This is a genomic window from Paraburkholderia sp. GAS33, assembly GCF_050436645.1.
Classification (GTDB): domain Bacteria; phylum Pseudomonadota; class Gammaproteobacteria; order Burkholderiales; family Burkholderiaceae; genus Paraburkholderia; species Paraburkholderia phenazinium_B.
Map to the genome: position 1 here is coordinate 83,742 of NZ_JBNDMP010000010.1, position 19,006 is coordinate 102,747.

Consider the following 19,006-nt stretch of genomic DNA (forward strand, 5'->3'; position numbering starts at 1 on the left):
AGCAGGTCATATTCCAGAAGTTTCAATTCATCCCGTCCGCCGCACTGGCGGAAAACGCTTCGCACTACGGTTAAACGCAACGCGACGGAACCGCTCTCTCTTGTGTTCGTCTTCGAAATGCGCGAGAGACGGCTTGATCAGATCGCTTCGCGAGACGATCCCGACCAGACGGAGCGTCTGCCTGTCGGCAACCACGGGCAAACGTTCGAGACCATGGACTGCGAGCCGCGTCGCGACCAGCCTGCAGGTTTCATCGGGTAACGCAACAATCGGCGCGTTTGCGCTCAACAGATCGGCAAGGCGCGCGTCGGACGCCTGGGCAGCCCCTGCGGTCCCCTTGTCACGAAACCGCTCTAGCGCCGCGCGGTCTACCATGCCGGTCACCACACCGTCCTTGAGCGCCGGATAGGCTCGATGCGTTTGCGTGGTGCCGAAGAATGTCATCAGCGCCTCGCTCACCGACAGGTTGGCGTCGATCGTCTCGACGGACCGGGACATCACCTCGTCGACGTAGTGGCGCTCGAGCGGATCGACACCATACTCGCGGTAGATGTGGTATCCGCGGCGAGCGATCTTCTCCGTCATGATGGAGCGCCGCATGACCACGGTCGCAAAGCCGTGTGCCACGAGCGTAGCGGCCAGGAGCGGCAACAACGCGTTGCTATCGTGCGTCAGGCCAAACGCAAACACGATTGCCGTGAGCGGCGCACCAAGCGTTGCACCGAGTGTCGCTGCCATGCAAACGAGCGGCCACAGCGCTGGTTCGCCGCCTGGCAGCACGTGGCCAAGCACGGTGCCAAGTCCTGCACCCAACATGAGCAGCGGAGCGAGCACCCCGCCCGACGTGCCGGAGCCCAGTGCAACCACCCAGATAATGGCCTTCACAACCAGAATGGCGATAGCGACCTGCAGCACGACATGCTGATGCAGCAGGTCTCCGATCACGTCGTAGCCCACGCCAAGCGCGCGAGGTTCGAGAAATCCGCCGATCCCCACCACAAGGCCGCCGAGCGCGGGCCACCACATCCAGTGAACAGGCAGCTTGCCGAACAGGTCTTCGGTCTTGTACAAAGCAGCGGACAGGCCGGAGGCTAGCGCCCCGCTCAACAGGCCGGCAATCACGCATGACACGAGCGAGAGCGCGCCAGGAGGCGCCGTTTCGAGGGGAAACAGCGGACCTGTACCGAAGAATGCCGCGCGCGCAAAGCCCGCGACTGCGCACGCCAGTGCAACCGGCAAGAAGCTGCGCGGCCGCCATTCGAACAACAGCAGTTCAACCGCCAGCAGCACGGCGGCCACGGGCGTCCCGAAGACTGCTGTCATACCGGCAGCCGCACCGGCCACCAGCAGCGTTTTGCGTTCCGCCGACGTCACCTTCACGCACTGCGCGATCAGCGAACCGAGTGCACCGCCTGTCATGATGATCGGGCCTTCGGCACCAAACGGGCCGCCGCTGCCGATCACGATGCCGGACGACAGCGGCTTGAGAATCGCGACTTTCGGTGACATGCGGCTCTTGCCGAACAGGATGGCTTCGATTGCTTCCGGAATACCGTGGCCGCGGATTTTCTCCGAACCGTAGCGCGCCATGAGACCCACGATCAGGCCACCCACCACCGGTATCACGATCACCCAGCCACCGAGCGTGTTCAGTGCCGGCGATCGATCCGCGAAAGAGAACGCACCGAAGAAAAACAGATTCGTGAACAGGTGAATCAGGCTCAGCAGCACAAACGCCGCGAGCGTGCTGAGCGCGCCAATCGCTGCCGCTAGCAGGGAAATTCCAGGAAGCCGCGCGTTGGACGAGAAGTCGCGCTTATGCGTATCGTGGTTCATGGTTACTCAACGTCGATCTGGGGAACCTTGAAGGCACCCTTGAGGGATTTCAATTCGGCACGATGCATTTCCGCCAGACGGGAGAGCACCTGCTCGCCCGCTTTCAGCAGATGAACCTCGACCTGGCGGCGATCGGTGTCGCTGATCTTGCGCCGGACGAGATCAAGTGCCTCACAACGGGACACCAGGGCGACCACGCCGTGGTGCTGCGACTGAAGCCGTTCCGCGAGTTCGCCGATGGTCGCCCAGTCGCGCTCCGGATAGCCCTTGATATGCAGCAGCAACAGGTACTGCAAAGGAGTAATGCCTTCGCCCTGCGCGGCCTGCTCGGAAAATCGCTCGAAGCGGCGCATCTGGTAGCGAAACTCGGACAGTTGCTCGAAGTTCGTCTTGGTCAAACCGCGCGCGAGTGTTTTCATCGGAGTCCCGAAGGAAAATGCAAAAACCAAATTGTATCACTTTGTGATACTTAGGCCCGCAATCGGATCCGCCTCCGTAATCATCCCGGTGAGTCGCTCCTCGGCCATGCCCAGCAAGGCACCGAGGCACGATCTCAGGCGCTCCGGCCGGGAAGAAAGCTTCTTGTCAGAAAGTGCCGCCTCGTTCGCGATAATCCCCGCCCGTGCGCTGCGCAAAAAAAATCTCCTCGCAGCGACGGATTCCACGCTCCCAGCCGTTTAAGCATCAAAAGCACTCCTGCAAATCGACGCGCCAGCCCACTCCGTACGAGCTCAAACGCCATGACCATTCGAATTCTTCTCGTTGATGACGATCCAGAACTGCGCACCCTGCTATGCGACTACCTGGGACGCCAGGGCATCGAAATCTCGACGCTGCACGACGCGGGTGCGCTGCAACACTGGCTCGAAAGAGACCGGCCGGACGTGATCGTCCTCGACGTGCTGATGCCGGGCGTGGATGGGCTAACCGCGCTGGGGCGCCTGCGTGCCTCAGGCGACGATATCCCCGTGATCCTGCTGACCGGACGCTCCGATGACATCGACCGGATCGTCGGACTTGAAATGGGTGCGGACGACTACATCGGCAAGCCGTTTAACCCGCGTGAACTGATCGCACGCGTCGAAGCCATCTTGCGGCGGCGTCGCGTGGCGTTGTCACCCACTGCGCTGGAACACCGCGAACCATTCCGCTTTGGACGCTTCACGCTCGATTTCGAGTCCCGCACCCTGAAAGCCGCAGACCGCTCGCAGATCCTGTCGGCCACCGAATTCGCCATGCTCAAGGTTTTCATCAATCATGCAATGCGCACGCTCACCCGCGAGCGCCTGATCGACCTGCTGTACGGTCCCGAAGACGAACATACCGATCGCGGCGTCGACGTGCAGGTCTGGCGTCTGCGGCAGATTCTCGAAACCAATCCGTCCTCGCCACGCCTGATTCAAACCGTCCGTGGTCGCGGCTACGTGTTCGTTCCCGACGGTGAGCAACATGTGCCGCAACGGGAATACGCCTAGGGTCAAGAGCGTCGTAGCCGTAGTCGTAGGTAGCCGTAGTCGTAGGTAGCCGTAGTCGTAGGTAGCCGTAGTCGTAGGTAGCCGTAGTCCTCCGGATGCTAAACCTTAGTAACCCTTAGGATCGACGCAGTACGACCTCGCCCGTTTTGCTCTTCTCCGCCAGACAACACCCAGAAGCCAGCCAGACCCGCCAGCCGCTCAATGAAGCCGCCCGCCCGACGGATTGCGCTGCGGCACGCCGCGATAGTGATTTTCGAAAGCCTCGTGCATGCGCCTGAGCAGCACGAGATACGGTTTGCCCTGCTCCGTGCAAACGAGTCGCGCGGCAATGGAATTCGCTTCATCCCATAGCCGTTCGAATTTTTCTCGTGCTACGGTAATGGGTAACCTCGAGGCCATGAGGTCCGTGAAATCGTTTTCGATCGCCTCCGGCGGGCGAGCCGGTTTTGCCGGGATGTCAGGCATGGGATGGTTCACCGAACACGTTTTAAGTGCTTTCCGAGCGTTAGCGGGCTGCTGCCCGCGCCCGGAGAAGCGGCTCGAATGAACCACGAGAGCGGAACAGCAGAAAAAATAGCAAAAACAGCAAATCCGGGATGACAGTTTCGATGCAGCGCCAGTCGAGCGAGCATGCCTTACCAGTCATTGTAGTGTCACATAAGTGCAAGACTCGATTGGCAGAATCCCGGTCACAATGAAAATACAGGCAACGGGGCAAAGAGGGTGACCAGAAAATATAAGGTGCTGTTTCTCTGTCGCGAGAACTCAGCACGCAGCATCATTGCAGAGGCTCTGCTGCGCGAGCTGGCGGGCCATCGGTTCGAGGTATTCAGCGCGGGATCCGATCCCGCTGCACGGGTTCATGCGCTGGCGATTGCGCAACTGCGCCCGGGTATCTCCGAGCTCGGCCTGCTCAATCCCAAGAGCTGGCTCGAATTCACCGGCGAATGGGCGCCGCACATGGATCTGATCGTCGCGCTGGACGAGCGGGTCGCCGAATACCATGCGCCGGTGTTTCCGGGCAAACCCCTATTTGTCAGCTGGGAGTTTGCGGATCCTCTGGCGGAAGGGATGACGCCAGAGGAGCGCGCCCGGTCGTTCGAAAAGGTCTTCTGGCAGATCGTGCGGCGCGTGACGCTGTTCATGGAGTTGCCCCGGTACGCATTGTCCGAGGCTCCGTCCGCGCTGCCCGAGGCGCCCGCCGGCATGGTGGACGAAGGGGTCGCGCGCGAGCCGGACATCGTCTGTCCTGGCTGAAGCAACCGGACGCTCAACTGCACACTCCGGTTGCGCGCCGCACAAAGCCTATCGTTTCAGCCACTTGCGCCGCTTGCCCGCGAATTGTCCACAGCCTTATGAACGGTTTGTGTGGACAAAATTCAGCAAGCTCTGCACCGCCATCAGGCAGCGGACGGACTATGCTACGGCCATCATGAAGCCCAGCACCGAACGCGATTACCACCGGCGGATCGCCCGCGTCATCGAGGCGATCCTGGCAGACCCAGGCGCGCCCCACAACGTGGAGAGCCTCGCCGCGCTCGCGCATCTGTCGCCGTACCACTTCCACCGGATCTACCGTGCCTTGACCGGCGAAAGCATCGTCGAGACCGTTCAGCGGGTGCGGCTCGCGCGGGCGGCCCACCGCCTGACCGTGGCAGACGATTCGGTGACCACCGTCGCGGGGGCCGTGGGCTACGACAGCCCGCAAGCGTTCGCGAGAGCTTTCCGCGGCTTCACGGGTGTCAGCCCCAGCGCATTCCAGACGCGCCAGCGACGCCTGACTGTATCGCCGGCAGACGGATCTGAAGCCGCAGACGACGATGCATCTGCGACGCATGCCGACGTAACGTTCTACGAGCTCGTCGAACTCGTAGAACTCGCGCCGCTCGATCTGCTTTGTCTGCGGCACGAGGGTCCCGCCGCCACCATCAGCCAGACCTTCAGGACGCTATGGCAAATGCTGGGCTGCAGCGCCGACTGGGCGTTGGCTCAAGGCACGATCGGCATGAGTACCGGTGACCCCGAGGAGGATGGCGATTTCCGCTACCTCGCCGGCGTCGTTCCGGCTGCGGCAATGGAGGCGAGCGGCCAGGTCGAAGCCGTGCGGATCGAAGGCGGTCTGTATGCGGCCCACCGGCTCGTGGGTCCATATGCGCTGATCGCACCGACCTTTCGGGCACTGTTCGGCGGCTGGCTGCCACGCAGCGGCTACGAACCCGACGACCGGCCCGCTCTCGAGTTCTATCGCAGCCGGCCCTCGGCCGACAGGCAGCACGAATACGTCACCGACCTCATGATCCCCATCCGCAAGGAGTGACCATGCTTCGCCTGCTTCTCTGCGCCCTTAAGTTCGTTGTACTCGTCGCTGCATGCGAAAGCGCCGCCGCTCTCGCCGCGGATAGCGGCAACGCTGTGCCCTATCACGTCGGCGCCGCCGTGCGTGTCTTTCACCCTGACGTCGCGCGCAACTGGCGTGGTGCGCACACCGAAGCGCTCGTGACAAGAATCTGGTATCCGGTCGACCCTGCCATCCCTGAAACGCCTCATGCGATGGGTGATTCACCCTTCCAGGCGCACCCTTTTGCGAGCGGCGCGCCGCTGTCGCCGGCTCACGCCCGATACCCGCTTCTGGTGTTGTCGCACGGCACTGGCGGGACCGCCGAAACGCTCGACTGGCTCGCCTCCGCGCTTGCCGCAAACGGCTATATCGTGGCTGGCGTCAATCATCCGGGCAATAACGCACTTGAACCGGTGACCCTGGATGGCTTTCTGCTGTGGTGGGAGCGAGCCACCGACCTGAGCGAAGTGCTCGACGGCATGCTCGACGATCCGGTACTGGGTGCCCGTATCGACACGACCCGCATCGGCGCGGTGGGCTTTTCGCTCGGCGGCTATACCGTGCTCGAACTGGCCGGCGCACGAACGGACCTCAAACGATTCCAGGACTTCTGCGCGTCGCCCGCTGCCGACGCCATCTGCCATCCGCCCGAAATGAAGCGTCTTCCTGACGGCCCGGTGAAACCGGCGAGCTTCTCGCCCGCGACAACTGCGTCCATGGCACGCTCCGGCGACTCCTATCGCGACGCTCGCGTCAAGGCGGTGTTTGCGATCGCTCCCGCCCTGGGCGAGGCTTTCGGCACGGACGCCTTCGCAGGCGTCGACATCCCCATCTCGCTGACGGCGGGCACCAATGATCCAATCGCCCCGATTGCGACCAACATTCAGCGTATCGCCAGCCTCATGCCAAATGCGAAAGTCAGCATGGTGCCGGGTGCCTTGCATAACACCTTCCTGGATACGTGCATACCGGCGCTGGCTGATCAGGCCGCTGCAATCTGCAACGACGGGCCGGGGGTAGACCGTGACGCCGTCCATGCACAGACAGTCGAACGGGCGCTTGCGTTTTTCAAGGATGCATTGCCCGCCAACGCGCAATGACGTGGAACGACTCCGCCAAGGCGTCGTCCGCGCCGTTCGTACAGCCTCTGCGATCCGTTTTATGCGCAGCCGGGCAACGTCATCAATCCATTCGCATAACGAAGCATATATCCGAACGGGGAACCTATGCTCCGCACTGCTGTTACGGCACCAGCCGCTCCGGATCCCGTGGCACAAAGGCCGCTTCCTTCACGTTCGACAGCCCCAGCAATCTGGCGATCACCCGGTCGACGCCCAGGCCAAAGCCACCGTGCGGCGGACAACCGTAGCGAAAGTTGTCGAGATAATGCGTGATGGAAGCCAGTTCGACACCCTTCTCAGTAGCCTGCTCACATAAGACCTCGTACCGATGCTCGCGCACCGCTCCGGTCGTAATCTCAATCCCTTTGAAGATCAGATCAAAGCTTTTCGTGGTGCCCTGCCCGCAGTCCCACGCATGATAGAAAGGACGCCTGGCGATCGGATAGTCGCTCACGAAGATGAGGTCGCTACCCAGCAGCTTGTGCAGCATGCTCTCGCCTTCATCCGGCAGGTCTTGCGCGGGACCGAGACTCATACCGTGGGCCGAGAGGATCTCCTTGGCTTCGCTCAGCGTGAGATACCTGACACTCGGCGCAAGCGGCAAGTCGACGCCGAACAGCGCTTTGACGTCTTCAGAAAACGGTTCGAGTTTCGCAAACGCATAACTCAGCATCTGCTCCTCGAACGCCATGACCTGAGCTGTTTCGAAAACCCACGCGAATTCGACATCGAGACCGGTGAACTCGGTCATATGGCGGCTGCTGCGGCTCTCCTCCGCGCGGAACACGGGACCGATCTCGAAGACGCCTTCGAGACCCGACGCAATCCCCATCTGCTTATAGAACTGCGGCGATTGAGCGAGAAACGCCTGCGTCTCGAAGTAGTCGACACGAAACACCTGGGCACCGCTCTCGCTGGCGTTGCCCATCAGCTTCGGCGTGTGCAACTCGGTAAAGCCGTGGCTCAGGGCGAACTCGCGGCACGCGAATTCGAACGCGCTGCGCAAGCGCAGCATCAGTTGCCACTTCGGCGCCTTCAGGTCCACCACACGAAAGTTGAAGCGCAGATCGACACTGCTCGCCTCGGTAACCGGATAAGGCTGCGCCTTGGAAAAAATCTCCACGGACTGTACCTGAATTTCCACGCCGTAAGTCTTGCTCTGCGCGGCAGCAACGATCCGTCCCGTCGTGGCGAAAGTCGAACCCACCAACAACTGCCCCACTTGCGGATGCTCCGCGACAGACGACTTGTCGACGACAAGCTGAATCTTCCCGGTCACATCATGAGCAAGCAGGAACTGCAGGTTTTTCTGGTCCCTCAGCACATCCAGCGTGAGATACAGCGTGACGACTTCACCCACATGGTGCTTCAGGTCTTCAACTAAGGTCCTCATGGTCTTCTGCCTTGATGAAAAGCGCGCGGAAATAAAAAAAGGCACTCAGTTTCGTGAGTGCCTTTGGCTTGACGGTGCTTATTTTTCAACAGACAAATAATCTCCTGTCACCCAAAGGCGACAAATTATTATTCAGGCTGAGACGGCTAAAACGGCACATGGTCTGGAGAAAAATAGTCAACGTGGCGGATCGAATGTCGGCTTGCCTGCGCCAGATTCACGTGCGAAGAACAGGCCGACCGCAGCTAAGGTAACAAAGTTTGGGCAAAAGCGCAAAGCGGTCACGCGGATCACTGCTCGGCCGCACGCATGGCCCGGTACTCCCGCCGCACGATATCCATCAACTCTGCGACCGAGGTGCTGGCCGCTTCCTTCTCGTACGTAACACGGCCACGCTGCATCAGCATGACGCGGTCTGCGATATCGAGCGTCTGCGCGTAGTTGTGCATGATCATCACGATCGAGAGGCCGCCCTTCTCCTTCAGGCGCAACACGAGATCGATGATCAGGCCGGCTTCGCGTGCGCCCATTGCGGCGAGCGGCTCGTCGAGCAGGAGGATCTTCGCATTGGAGTTCACAGCGCGCGCCACGGCAATCGCCTGCCGCTGTCCGCCGGAAAGCTGCTCGACCGGCAAGTCGACGGAAGGGATCCGCACGCCGATCTCCTCGAGACATTCCGCCGCGCGATTACGCATCGCGCGGTTGTTCAACAGGCGGAATGGACCGGGATAGATGATCTCGCGGTTCAGGAACATGTTGTGGTAGATGCTCAGCGAATTCGCCAGCGCCAGATCCTGATAAACGCATTCGATGCCGAGCGCGCGCGCATGATCCACCGAGCGCAGCAACGTTTCCTCGCCGCCAATAAACAGCTTGCCGGTGGTCTGCTGATGAAAGCCGGTGAGTATCTTGATCAGCGTCGATTTGCCCGCGCCGTTGTCGCCGAGCACGCCGAGAATTTCTCCCTGCTTGAGCGTTAGCGACACACCATCGAGCGCGGTAACCGCACCGAAGCGTTTGACGATCTCTTCGCCGCGCAGCGCATACGCCACTTCGGACATCACGACTCTCCCTTACTTACGCGCGAGACGCACGACGTGGATGTTGAAGATCATCGCGCCGAGAATCGCAGCGCCAAGAATCATGTTGAAGGTGAAGGCGTTGATGCCGATCAGCGTGAAGCCGTCGTTCAGAATGCCCAGCACCGCTGCGCCGATCAGGCCGCCGATGATCGTACCCGACCCACCCGCGAGCGGCGTCCCGCCGATCACCGCCGCAGCCACCGCGAGGAACATGATCTGGTTGCCGCCGGCCTGCGGATCGATCGAGGTGATGCGAAAGCCTTCGAGAATCCCGGTAAAGCCGGCCAGCACCGCCGCGATAATGAAGTTGCCGAGCTTCAGCCGCTTCACGTTGATACCCGCTTCGCTCGAACCTAATGGATTCGCTCCGGACGCAATCGTATGCAAGCCCCAGCGCGTGTTGCGCAATAGCACATGCATGATCATCGCGATCCCAACGGTCCAGATGATCTCGCTGTACCCCCAGGCGCCCATGAAGGAGGCGAAGCCTTCGCCTTCCGGCGTGGACACCGGTGTGCCGCGCGAGATCGTCAGCGTGAGACCGTTGATGAAGAACAGCGTGCCAAGCGTCGTCACGAACGAGGGAATGCGCAGATAGACCGTGACGGCACCGTTGATAAGCCCTACCACCCCGGCGGCCGCCACGCCCACGATCAACGCGATCCACGTCGGCGCCCCCGCCTCGTGCACGAAGTGCATGATGAACGGTGCAAAGGCGAACACCATGCCGGCAGAGAGATCGATCTCGCCGCCAATCATCAACATGATTTCGCCGCACGCGATAATCGCCACCGGCGCGATGAACTGCGACAGGTTCTCGAGGCTCGCGCTGGTCAGCAGAAAGTCGTGATTCGCGATCTCGAAGTAGGCGGCCAGAATCAGCGCGACCGCCAGAATGCGAATCTCGCTGGAGCGTCCTATCGCGCCAGGCCAGCGCCTGGCGCGACCACTGGATTTCGTCGCGTCTGTCACAGATGACATTACGACTTGATCCCACCGCTATGCGGCACGATTTGCGGCTTGGTGCTCTTGCCTTCGTAACGCGTTTCGGTGTTCAGGTACGGATCGACCGTGCCCTTGGTGACGAACTTCAGGCCGGAGTTGACGTTGGCCGGTCCGACGAGGCCACCCGAGGCGAGGAACGTGAACGCTTCCACCACGGTATAAAAGCCTTGCACGTAGGGCTGCTGATCAATCGTGAAGTCGAGGAAGCCGTCGTGAATCAGCTGCACCGTGCGCGGCAAAAGATCGAAGCCACCGCCATGCACACCCTTGGCCGGCAGATTCGATTCCTTCATCACCTCGGCCACACCTTGCGTGCTGCCCGCGTCGACCGCGAACATGCCCTTCACATCCTGGTGTCCAAGATAGAACGACTTGATCTTCGAGAGTTCTTCGTTGACCGTAGCGCCCGTTGCAATCGTCTGCACGTCGATCTTCTTGCCGGACTTCTTGATCGCATCCGATGCACCGTCCAGCCGGGGCTGGATGTTCAGCTGCCCTGGCGTGGCGATAAAGAGTGCGACAGTGCCGCTGTCGACCAGGCTGGCGATGCGCTCGCCCATCTGATAACCCGACAGGTACAGGTCCTGGCCAATGTACGCGAGGCGTGGATTGGTGCTGCCGCGTGGCGCATCCGCGTTGTAGGCGAACACCGGAATGCCGGCATCCAGCGCTTTCTGGATCGGACCATCGAACGCCTTCGGATCGACGATCGGCACCGCGATAGCATCGGCCTTGGCGGCAATCGCTGCGTTCATCGCATTGACCATCTCGCCGACGTCGGCGTTGGCGGAACCCGTCCACTGATAATCCATTCCCAACAATCCACAGGCGTCCTCAATACCGTACTGGGTCGGTACGAAGAACGGATTGGTTGTAACGTGATTAACGAAGACAATCTTCCACTTCTTGTGCGAAGGGAACGGCGACCCTTCAGCTGCGAATGCCGGCGTCGATACACCGCCAAGCATTGCCATCGCTGCTGCCAGCCCCGCGCCTTGCAGCAAACCACGTCGCGTGGTCTGTATTACTTCGTCCCGTGCTTCACCCTTCTGGTCTTCCCGCTCCTCGGCCATATCAGTCTCCCGTCTCTCAGTTGTTCAACACGCACTGTTCATGACGACGCCGGCCGGGAAAGCGCCTTTGCCGGGCACTACCACGTACAACGAAACCCGCTTGCTCAAGCGCTTAAGGTTCCGCATCAAGGTCCACGGAAAATGCTATATCACGTGCCTGCACCCCATAATCGATGTATACCCTTAACTAGTCGGACTATTCCCCGGCATGCGCTGTACTAAACAATGGCCGGCACTTCGTGCTCGCCTTAAACCCAAAGTTTGCGCATCCTGAACGCCAGGTAGACACCGATACTCCATGCGGCGGGAATAGTATTACTATCATCAAAGACTACGGAGACAGCCCCATGACGGAAGCCAAACGCACGCTACGTTCAGCCCAATGGTTCGGCACAGCCGACAAGAACGGCTTCATGTACCGCAGCTGGATGAAAAACCAGGGGATTCCCGATCACGAGTTTCAAGGCAAGCCGATCATCGGCATCTGCAATACGTGGTCCGAACTGACGCCGTGCAACGCACACTTCCGCAAGCTTGCAGAACATGTGAAGCGCGGGGTGTTCGAAGCGGGCGGCTTTCCCGTCGAGTTTCCGGTCTTCTCGAACGGCGAGTCGAACCTGCGGCCCACTGCCATGTTTACGCGCAACCTCGCGAGCATGGACGTGGAAGAGTCGATTCGCGGCAATCCGATCGATGCGGTGGTTCTGCTGGTCGGCTGCGACAAGACCACCCCCGCGCTTCTGATGGGCGCGTCCAGCTGCGATGTGCCCGCCATTGCGGTAACCGGTGGGCCGATGCTCAACGGTAAACACCACGGGCGCGATATCGGCTCTGGCACCGTCGTGTGGCAACTGAGCGAGCAGGTCAAGGCGGGCAAGATCTCTCTGCATGAGTTCATGTCTGCGGAAGCCGGCATGTCACGCTCGGCGGGCACCTGCAATACGATGGGCACCGCATCGACGATGGCGTGCATGGCCGAAGCGCTTGGTGTCACGTTGCCGCACAACGCTGCGATTCCTGCCGTGGACGCACGCCGCTACGTGCTCGCTCATATGTCGGGCATGCGTATCGTGGAGATGGCGCTTGAAGACCTGCGTCTGTCGAAACTGCTAACGCGTGAAGCGTTTGAGAACGCGATTCGAGTGAACGCGGCGATCGGCGGCTCGACCAATGCGGCGATCCATCTGAAGGCGATTGCTGGGCGTATCGGTGTGAACCTCGAACTCGACGACTGGACCCGCATGGGCCGCGGCACGCCGACGCTCGTCGATCTGCAGCCATCGGGTCGCTTCCTGATGGAGGAGTTCTATTACGCAGGCGGTCTGCCCGCGGTCATACGGCGCCTCGGCGAGGCGAGCCTGCTGCCGCATCCCACCGCGCTAACCGCCAACGGCAAGACCTTGTGGGACAACTGCAAAGACGCGCCGCTCTATAACGACGAAGTGATCCGTCCTCTGGACAAACCTCTCGTCGCCGACGGCGGACTCTGCGTGCTACGCGGCAATCTCGCGCCGAACGGCGCGGTGCTGAAGCCGTCCGCCGCTACGCCGGCCCTGCTCAAGCACCGCGGCCGCGCCGTTGTGTTCGAAAATTTCGAAGACTACAAGGCACGCATCGGCGACCCCGACCTCGACGTGACCGCAGACTCCGTGCTCGTGATGAAGAATTGCGGGCCGAAGGGTTATCCGGGCATGGCCGAAGTGGGCAACATGGGCTTGCCGCCAAAGCTGCTCGCGCAAGGCGTCACGGACATGGTGCGTCTGTCCGATGCCCGCATGAGCGGGACGGCCTACGGCACGGTGGTGTTGCACGTGGCGCCCGAGGCGCGTGCCGGCGGTCCACTCGCCGTGGTGCGAGACGGCGACTGGATCGAAATGGACTGTCACGGCGGCCGTCTACACCTGGATGTGAGCGACGCAGAACTGGCGGCGCGCCTCGACGAATGGAAGCAGGCCAAACAACCGGTCTCCGCCGATGCAAGTGGCTACCGGAACCTGTACGTCGAACACGTATTGCAGGCGGACCAGGGATGCGACTTCGACTTCCTGGTGGGATGCCGGGGTGCGGAAGTGCCGCGGCATTCGCATTGAGCATGCACGCGGGTGGACGCGAAGGTGCGCTGATGCGCGCGGTGCCAGGAGCGGCCGCGTCGCAAGCCTAAAGTGTGTTAGCGGGAAAGCCGTCTGCAGATTCAGGCTGCGTGCCCACGTCCCACTTCGAGGATGCTCTCGGCATCTGCACTCGCATTCTCGAGTTGAACGAGGCTCGCCTGCCGCGCGCCGAGCGGATCACGGCTCTGGATCGCCGTGAGAATCGCCTTATGCCGCGGCAATGACAGCGCATGCGTGTCCGGATGACGGCTTGTCAGCTTGATCGACTCCGAGAGCGCGAGCGACAGCATATTGCCGATATGCGCAAGCAGGTCGTTGTGCGTGGCCGCCATGATGGCGCGATGAAACTCGAGGTCCGGTTCGAGCAACGCGTTGGCGGTTGGCGCGTGCTCCATGCTGTCGTAAGCGGAAGCGATACGGGCCAGATCTTCGCTGGTTGCTGCAGTCGCAGCGAGTGCGGCCGCGGCCGGCTCGATGACGCGGCGCACGGTCAGCAGTGAGCGGAAGAACTCGCCTTCGGGCACGCTGCTCAGTGTCCAGTACAGCACGTCGGGGTCGAGCATGTGCCATTCTTCACGTGGCCTCACGACGCTGCCCACGCGCGGCTTCGACACCACCAGTCCCTTGGCCACCAGCACGCGCGTTGCCTCGCGCAGCACCGGGCGGCTCACGCCATAGCGTTCGCACAACTCGGCTTCGGCAGGCAAGCGCTGTCCCGGCTGAACCTTGCCGCTGACGATAAAGATGCCGAGTTCCTGCACGATGCGGCCATGCAGGCTCTTGCGTTGTTGCAGATGACGATAATCCATATGAAGAGAAAGTGGGCCGTGCTTGTTTTGATCGTGGCGCGGCCGATGCAGCGCGTGAGACGACTCCTGCCCCGTAGCCATGGCGCATCGCGCGGGATTGCCGGTAGCGTGTGCGGGGCGCATCCAAGCATAACACGCAGGCAGACCGCATTTACGCCGCAGATCAGGCTTCAGACGACTTCTGGCTGCCGGCCCGGATGCGTGGTCTTACGCCGGCGCGCCTGCGGGGCGCGAAGTCGTGGAGAAGACAAGGCAATCCCTCGCTTCTTCGCCGAACGCGGGGAGCACCAGCCATTTCTTCAACGTGCCTTCGCACTGCAAACCAAGTTTTTCGAGCACGCGCCTCGACCCCGTGTTCTCAGGATCGCAAACCGTCCAGATGCGCTGGGTGGCCGGGTTTCGCCAGAGCGCGGACAACGCAGCACGCCCCGCCTCGGCCACCAGTCCCTGCCCCCAGAAACGCTCGCCGATTCCGTAATGGATCTCGGTCTTGTGTCCATGCGGAATGACGACAAAGAGGCCAACCGCCTCTTCCTCTGCGCGTGTGCTGATGACCCATGCGAACGACGCCTCATCGTCCCGCTTCCAGGCCGCATCGCACCAGTTACTCAGCATGGACTGGGTGCGAGCAGCGTCGGGGTCGGCGCGGCGTTGCAGGAAGCGCGAACAAGCCTGACTGCCGGTGTAGTTGCGAAACAGCACGGCCGCATCGCCTTTTCTGGCGCGGCGCAGATGCAGACGCTCGGTCAATAGCTCAACGCGGTATTCCATCGGCACTCCCGTATGAATAGTGCTCACAACTTAGCACGACGCGGCCGCTAGAATGAAGCCCTGTCCAGATGACGGAAAATAACCATGCTCAACGGAAAGCGAATTTCGATGGTGGCGGCAATGGCAACGAATCGGGTAATCGGCGCGGCCAACGATATTCCATGGAAGGCGCCCGGAGAACAGCGGCGCTTTCGCGAACTGACCGAAGGACATCTGGTGGTGATGGGCAGGCGCACCTATGAGTCGATCGGCCGGCCGCTTCCGAAGCGCGATGTGCTTGTGATCGGCTCGCAGGTGATCGAGGCCGAGCGCGTGTCGACGTGCCGCTCGCTCGATGAAGCAGCCAGGATCATCGCGGACGATGCACGCACGGAAATTTTCATTGCGGGTGGCGAACAGATCTACAAGCTGTTCTTGCCCTATGCGGACACGCTCTACCTGACGGAAGTCGCAGTAGAGCCGGTCGGCGACGCGGTGTTTCCAGAGTTGCCGGCCGACTTCGAATGCATCGAGCGGGTGGAAGTCAGCGCCGAACCGGCGTATACGTTCCTGACCTATCAGCGCACGTGCCGTAACGCGGATCAAGGCACCTGATCAAGGCGCCGGATCGAAGCATCAACCTGCCAGTTCAGGTGCCTGCGTCAGGCACCTGAGCCGAGCGAGGTGCCTGCGCAGCCGCTTGTCAAACCCTGCTAGACGTGATGCCCAGCCTCATTCCCCGCAGCCGAAGGTGTGGCTAGCGTTCCCGGCTCGTGCTCCAGCGCCGTGTCGTGATGCAGCAGCAGCACTGCTGCTACGCCCACCAGCCCGGCACCGGACAGACACAGCAGGCCCGCGCCAAAGCCACCCGTACTATCCTTGATCCAGCCCATCGCATACGGTCCGAAGAAACCCGCCAGATTGCCCAGCGAGTTCACCGTAGCAATGCCAGCCGCAGCCGCTGCGCCGGACAGAAACGCCGCCGGCAGCGTCCAGATGATCGGCAGGCAACCAAAAATGCCGAAGCCGGCAACCGACAGCGCGGCCATCTTCAACACCGGGTTATCCAGCCCAGCTGCCGCGCCGATCCCACCCGCGGCCACCAGCAGCGCAATCGCCACGTGCCACTTGCGTTCGAGTTTGCGATCCGAACGCCGCCCCCAGAAGATCATGCTGATCACGCCGACCACATAGGGCAGCGAGGTCACAAAGCCCGTCTGCAGGTTCGTGAGGCCAAACGCCTTGACGATCTGCGGCAAGAAAAAGCTCAGACCGTAATTGGTTGCGTTTGCACCAAAATAGATCAGCGCGATTGCCAGCACGCGCGGGTTGAATAACGCTTCGCGCACGCTGAAACTGCGCACGGCCTCGCGCTTGGAGCGCTCCTGAGCAAGCCGCGTGACGAGCCAGTCGCGCTCCTCGTCTTTGAGCCAGGTAGCCTTGGCGGGCTGGTCGGTCAGATAGAAGAACACCACGATCGACAGCACCAAAGCGGGCGCCGCCTCGAGCAGATACACCCACTGCCACCCTGCCATACCGCCCATGCCATTGAGACCGAGCAAGGCGCCGGAAATCGGCGAGCCAATCACCGTGGACAGCGGAATTGCCGCCATGAAATAGCCGACCACGCGGGCGCGATACATGGCGGGAAACCACAGCGTCAGCAAAAAGATGATGCCTGGGAAAAACCCGGCCTCGGCGATGCCAAGCAGGACGCGCAGCGTGTAGAACACGTGAGCGGGGGACATGCCGGTGTATCTGGAAAGGTCCGGTATGAACGCCATCGCGCCGGCAAGGATGCCCCACGTGAACATGATCCGCGCAATCCAGCGCCGCGCACCGAATTTCTCCAGCAACAGGTTCGACGGCACTTCGAAGAAAAAGTAGGCAATGAAAAAGATCCCGGCGCCGAAGCCAAATGCGCTTGAGGACAGGCCCAGATCCTTGTTCATTTGAAGCGCGGCAAAACCGACGTTGACGCGATCCAGATAAGCGACGAAATAACAGACGACCAGAAACGGTACTAGCCGCGCCGTCACGCGCGCCAGAGTACGGGTCTCAATCTCCATGAATGCTCCCCTTCACGAAACTCGATGCGGATCACCGACGCTTGAGCGGCAATCCGCCCAGGTAGCCAAAGGGTAGTCGCCCGATCGGCACCGGCAAAGGGAATTCTGTTTTGCCGAACGCACGTCCCGATGCAACCGGCGTCGACCGCATCGATCGGCGCCACCCAGCACAATCGCACACCGGCACACAATTAAGCAGGCAGAGGAAACCCTAATGCGCTGGCCACAAAGGCCGCAACGGTTGCCGCCGGCGCCGCGTTATCCGATCAGACTGAGCCGCACCGTTCGCGCCAGTTCGTCGAGTTGGAACGGTTTGCGCAAAATACTGCAGCGCCTTACCGCCAGACGCGAAATATCGACGTCGGCATATCCTGTCGCGAGAATGACAGGAAGGTCATCTCGCACCTTGCGCGCCGCGGAAATCACATCGATGCCATTCATCCCTGGCATCGCAAAGTCGACCATCAGCAGATCGGGCTTGTCGCTCGCGAGCCGCCCGAGACCCGCCCTGCCGTCCGGCGCCTCGGTAACCACATAGCCGAGCATCTTGAGCGAGTCGACGAGCATGCCACGGACCTCGTTGTCGTCCTCGACGACCAGAATCCGCTTGATGCCCTCCACTTTCTGCTCGACCGCAGAGACTGCTTCGGACTCCGACACGACACGCTCGCGCAATGGCAGCCATAGCTGCACCGTCGTGCCCCGTCCTGGTTCGCTCTCGATACGCGCCGTGCCGCCGGCCTGGCGAGCAATCCCATACACCTGGCTCAAACCGAGCCCGGTACCTTTGCCGATCGGCTTGGTGGTGAAGAACGGATCGAACACGCGTGAAATGACGTCTACCGGAATGCCCATACCGGTATCGCGGAACTCGGCGACGACGTAGTGCCCGTCCGCGAGCGTGGGATCCGGCGCCGTGCGCAGACCGACCTGCACATCGAGTTTGCCACCGCCCGGCATCGCATCGCGCGCATTGATGGCGAGGTTGAGAATGGCCAGTTCGAGCTGATTGGCATCCGCTTCGGTCCAGAACTCCTCGGCGTCGAAGTGAGTGGTGAACTGGATCGTCGAGCCTAGCGAGACCGTGATGATGTCGCGCATGCCATGCAGCAAGGCCACCACATCCACCGCTTTCAGATCGAAGTTACTCGTGCGCGAGAACGTCAGCAACTGGCCCGTCAGTTTCGCGCCGCGCTCGGTGGCGCGTTTCGCGGTCGCGGCCATGGTGCGTACGCGCTCATCGGCGCTCACGCGCGCGATCAATTCCGCGTTGACCATGATGACGTTGAGCAGGTTATTGAAGTCGTGCGCGATGCCACCGGTCAGTTGACCTAACGCTTCCATCTTCTGCGACTGGACCAGCACGGCCTGCACCTTGGCACGCTCGTGAATCTCCTTCATCAGACGGTTGTTCGCAGACGCAAGCTCGTGCGTGCGCGCCGCAATCCTGCTTTCCAGCGAGTCATTGAGCTGAACCAGGGCTTCCTGGGCTTCGATGCGTTGTGCAAGATGCCGGCGCGACTCGTCGAGATGCCGGCGCGAATCGTACTGCCGGATACGCGCACGCAACGACGAAGTCACGGCCCGGCGCAGCGTTTCGGAGTTCAGGGGCCGCTCCAGCACGACCACATTGCCAAGCCGCTCGAGCACCTCGAGGCTTTGCGCCGAACGCCGCGACACACGGTTGCTGGCGAGCAGGATGATCGGGAAGTCGGACCATGCGGGCTGGCTTTCCAGCCAGTCGAACAGCGCGGCGGCCTGCTCACCGCCGAGCGCCTCTTCGGTGATCAGCGCCGTGGCCGCCCCGTTGCCCAACTCGGCCGTCAGCGCCTGCGCGTCGGCACACTGGACGCAAGAGCGGCCGTCCCGGGTAAGCAACTCGGAAATCACGTCGGCATCGCGGCCGAACGGGGCCAGAATCAGGACGCGACGCTCCATGGATGG

General features: G+C 61.6%; 17 protein-coding genes. 6 read left to right on the forward strand and 11 right to left on the reverse strand.

Features of this window, described 5'->3' with window-relative positions; all coding sequences use genetic code 11:
• Positions 1–27: 27 nt before the first annotated feature.
• Both P3T24_RS27180 and P3T24_RS27185 read right to left on the reverse strand, forming a co-directional pair.
• A complete protein-coding gene (locus tag P3T24_RS27180) occupies positions 28–1,836 on the reverse strand; it encodes a chloride channel protein (protein ID WP_429439482.1) in 1,809 nt (602 codons plus the stop codon).
• A 2-nt stretch (positions 1,837–1,838) separates the two neighbouring features.
• Positions 1,839–2,255 carry a MarR family winged helix-turn-helix transcriptional regulator gene (locus tag P3T24_RS27185; RefSeq protein WP_074265355.1) on the reverse strand — a complete coding sequence of 139 codons (417 nt, stop codon included), beginning with the start codon at positions 2,253–2,255 and terminating at the stop codon, positions 1,839–1,841.
• Between the two features lie 321 nt (positions 2,256–2,576).
• Between P3T24_RS27185 and P3T24_RS27190 the strand changes: the two genes are divergently transcribed.
• Positions 2,577–3,311 carry a response regulator gene (locus P3T24_RS27190; RefSeq protein WP_429408809.1) on the forward strand — a complete coding sequence of 245 codons (735 nt, stop codon included), beginning with the start codon at positions 2,577–2,579 and terminating at the stop codon, positions 3,309–3,311.
• 198 nt (positions 3,312–3,509) lie between these two features.
• Here the strand turns inward: P3T24_RS27190 and P3T24_RS27195 are convergent, their stop codons facing one another.
• Positions 3,510–3,776, reverse strand: a complete 267-nt coding sequence (locus tag P3T24_RS27195; protein WP_429408808.1) for a hypothetical protein — start codon at positions 3,774–3,776, stop codon at positions 3,510–3,512.
• 258 nt (positions 3,777–4,034) lie between these two features.
• Between P3T24_RS27195 and P3T24_RS27200 the strand changes: the two genes are divergently transcribed.
• The 3 genes from P3T24_RS27200 to P3T24_RS27210 all read left to right on the forward strand — a co-directional run bounded on the left by P3T24_RS27200 (position 4,035) and on the right by P3T24_RS27210 (position 6,749).
• Positions 4,035–4,568 carry an arsenate reductase ArsC gene (locus P3T24_RS27200; RefSeq protein WP_429286238.1) on the forward strand — a complete coding sequence of 178 codons (534 nt, stop codon included), beginning with the start codon at positions 4,035–4,037 and terminating at the stop codon, positions 4,566–4,568.
• A gap of 175 nt (positions 4,569–4,743) precedes the next feature.
• Positions 4,744–5,628, forward strand: a complete 885-nt coding sequence (locus P3T24_RS27205; RefSeq protein WP_429439485.1) for an AraC family transcriptional regulator — start codon at positions 4,744–4,746, stop codon at positions 5,626–5,628.
• 2 nt (positions 5,629–5,630) lie between these two features.
• Positions 5,631–6,749, forward strand: a complete 1,119-nt coding sequence (locus P3T24_RS27210; RefSeq protein ID WP_429439488.1) for an alpha/beta hydrolase family protein — start codon at positions 5,631–5,633, stop codon at positions 6,747–6,749.
• 142 nt (positions 6,750–6,891) lie between these two features.
• On the opposite strand, the gene aspS is transcribed toward P3T24_RS27210, so the two are convergent.
• The 4 genes from aspS to P3T24_RS27230 all read right to left on the reverse strand — a co-directional run bounded on the left by aspS (position 6,892) and on the right by P3T24_RS27230 (position 11,323).
• Positions 6,892–8,163, reverse strand: a complete 1,272-nt coding sequence (gene aspS / locus P3T24_RS27215; RefSeq protein WP_429439491.1) for an aspartate--tRNA(Asn) ligase — start codon at positions 8,161–8,163, stop codon at positions 6,892–6,894.
• Between the two features lie 290 nt (positions 8,164–8,453).
• Complete coding sequence (locus P3T24_RS27220; protein WP_429286242.1) at positions 8,454–9,224, reverse strand: ATP-binding cassette domain-containing protein; 771 nt, start codon at positions 9,222–9,224, stop codon at positions 8,454–8,456.
• 12 nt (positions 9,225–9,236) lie between these two features.
• Positions 9,237–10,226, reverse strand: a complete 990-nt coding sequence (locus P3T24_RS27225; RefSeq protein ID WP_074265362.1) for an ABC transporter permease — start codon at positions 10,224–10,226, stop codon at positions 9,237–9,239.
• A complete protein-coding gene (locus P3T24_RS27230; protein WP_074265363.1) occupies positions 10,226–11,323 on the reverse strand; it encodes a sugar ABC transporter substrate-binding protein in 1,098 nt (365 codons plus the stop codon). The genes P3T24_RS27225 and P3T24_RS27230 overlap by 1 nt, the downstream gene beginning before the upstream one ends.
• Before the next feature lie 347 nt (positions 11,324–11,670).
• Here P3T24_RS27230 and P3T24_RS27235 point away from each other — a divergent pair, with 347 nt between their 5' ends.
• A complete protein-coding gene (locus P3T24_RS27235; RefSeq protein WP_429439494.1) occupies positions 11,671–13,413 on the forward strand; it encodes an IlvD/Edd family dehydratase in 1,743 nt (580 codons plus the stop codon).
• A 101-nt stretch (positions 13,414–13,514) separates the two neighbouring features.
• Here the strand turns inward: P3T24_RS27235 and P3T24_RS27240 are convergent, their stop codons facing one another.
• Together P3T24_RS27240 and P3T24_RS27245 are read right to left on the reverse strand one after the other, a co-directional pair.
• Positions 13,515–14,243: a FadR/GntR family transcriptional regulator gene (locus P3T24_RS27240; RefSeq protein WP_074265365.1), complete on the reverse strand. Its 729-nt coding sequence runs from the start codon at positions 14,241–14,243 to the stop codon at positions 13,515–13,517.
• Positions 14,244–14,450: 207 nt separating this feature from the next.
• Positions 14,451–15,014, reverse strand: a complete 564-nt coding sequence (locus P3T24_RS27245) for a GNAT family N-acetyltransferase (protein WP_429439497.1) — start codon at positions 15,012–15,014, stop codon at positions 14,451–14,453.
• An 84-nt stretch (positions 15,015–15,098) separates the two neighbouring features.
• Here P3T24_RS27245 and P3T24_RS27250 point away from each other — a divergent pair, with 84 nt between their 5' ends.
• Positions 15,099–15,608: a dihydrofolate reductase gene (locus P3T24_RS27250; RefSeq protein WP_429439500.1), complete on the forward strand. Its 510-nt coding sequence runs from the start codon at positions 15,099–15,101 to the stop codon at positions 15,606–15,608.
• A gap of 98 nt (positions 15,609–15,706) precedes the next feature.
• Here the strand turns inward: P3T24_RS27250 and P3T24_RS27255 are convergent, their stop codons facing one another.
• A complete protein-coding gene (locus P3T24_RS27255) occupies positions 15,707–17,062 on the reverse strand; it encodes an MFS transporter (protein WP_429439503.1) in 1,356 nt (451 codons plus the stop codon).
• Positions 17,063–17,320: 258 nt separating this feature from the next.
• Positions 17,321–19,000, reverse strand: coding sequence for an ATP-binding protein (locus P3T24_RS27260; protein ID WP_429439506.1), 1,680 nt, complete (start codon positions 18,998–19,000; stop codon positions 17,321–17,323).
• Positions 19,001–19,006: the final 6 nt, after the last annotated feature.

Excerpts from the sequence above, each read along its gene's own strand:
- P3T24_RS27240 (WP_074265365.1), bottom strand. The coding sequence starts at position 14,243 with ATGGATTATCGTCATCTGCAACAACGCAAGAGCCTGCATGGCCGCATC.
- P3T24_RS27255 (WP_429439503.1), bottom strand. The coding sequence starts at position 17,062 with ATGGAGATTGAGACCCGTACTCTGGCGCGCGTGACGGCGCGGCTAGTA.
- P3T24_RS27245 (WP_429439497.1), bottom strand. The coding sequence starts at position 15,014 with ATGGAATACCGCGTTGAGCTATTGACCGAGCGTCTGCATCTGCGCCGC.
- P3T24_RS27190 (WP_429408809.1), top strand. The coding sequence starts at position 2,577 with ATGACCATTCGAATTCTTCTCGTTGATGACGATCCAGAACTGCGCACC.
- P3T24_RS27230 (WP_074265363.1), bottom strand. The coding sequence starts at position 11,323 with ATGGCCGAGGAGCGGGAAGACCAGAAGGGTGAAGCACGGGACGAAGTA.
- P3T24_RS27185 (WP_074265355.1), bottom strand. The coding sequence starts at position 2,255 with ATGAAAACACTCGCGCGCGGTTTGACCAAGACGAACTTCGAGCAACTG.
- P3T24_RS27220 (WP_429286242.1), bottom strand. The coding sequence starts at position 9,224 with ATGTCCGAAGTGGCGTATGCGCTGCGCGGCGAAGAGATCGTCAAACGC.
- P3T24_RS27210 (WP_429439488.1), top strand. The coding sequence starts at position 5,631 with ATGCTTCGCCTGCTTCTCTGCGCCCTTAAGTTCGTTGTACTCGTCGCT.
- P3T24_RS27195 (WP_429408808.1), bottom strand. The coding sequence starts at position 3,776 with ATGCCTGACATCCCGGCAAAACCGGCTCGCCCGCCGGAGGCGATCGAA.
- P3T24_RS27225 (WP_074265362.1), bottom strand. The coding sequence starts at position 10,226 with ATGTCATCTGTGACAGACGCGACGAAATCCAGTGGTCGCGCCAGGCGC.
- aspS (WP_429439491.1), bottom strand. The coding sequence starts at position 8,163 with ATGAGGACCTTAGTTGAAGACCTGAAGCACCATGTGGGTGAAGTCGTC.
- P3T24_RS27205 (WP_429439485.1), top strand. The coding sequence starts at position 4,744 with ATGAAGCCCAGCACCGAACGCGATTACCACCGGCGGATCGCCCGCGTC.
- P3T24_RS27250 (WP_429439500.1), top strand. The coding sequence starts at position 15,099 with ATGCTCAACGGAAAGCGAATTTCGATGGTGGCGGCAATGGCAACGAAT.
- P3T24_RS27260 (WP_429439506.1), bottom strand. The coding sequence starts at position 19,000 with ATGGAGCGTCGCGTCCTGATTCTGGCCCCGTTCGGCCGCGATGCCGAC.
- P3T24_RS27180 (WP_429439482.1), bottom strand. The coding sequence starts at position 1,836 with ATGAACCACGATACGCATAAGCGCGACTTCTCGTCCAACGCGCGGCTT.
- P3T24_RS27235 (WP_429439494.1), top strand. The coding sequence starts at position 11,671 with ATGACGGAAGCCAAACGCACGCTACGTTCAGCCCAATGGTTCGGCACA.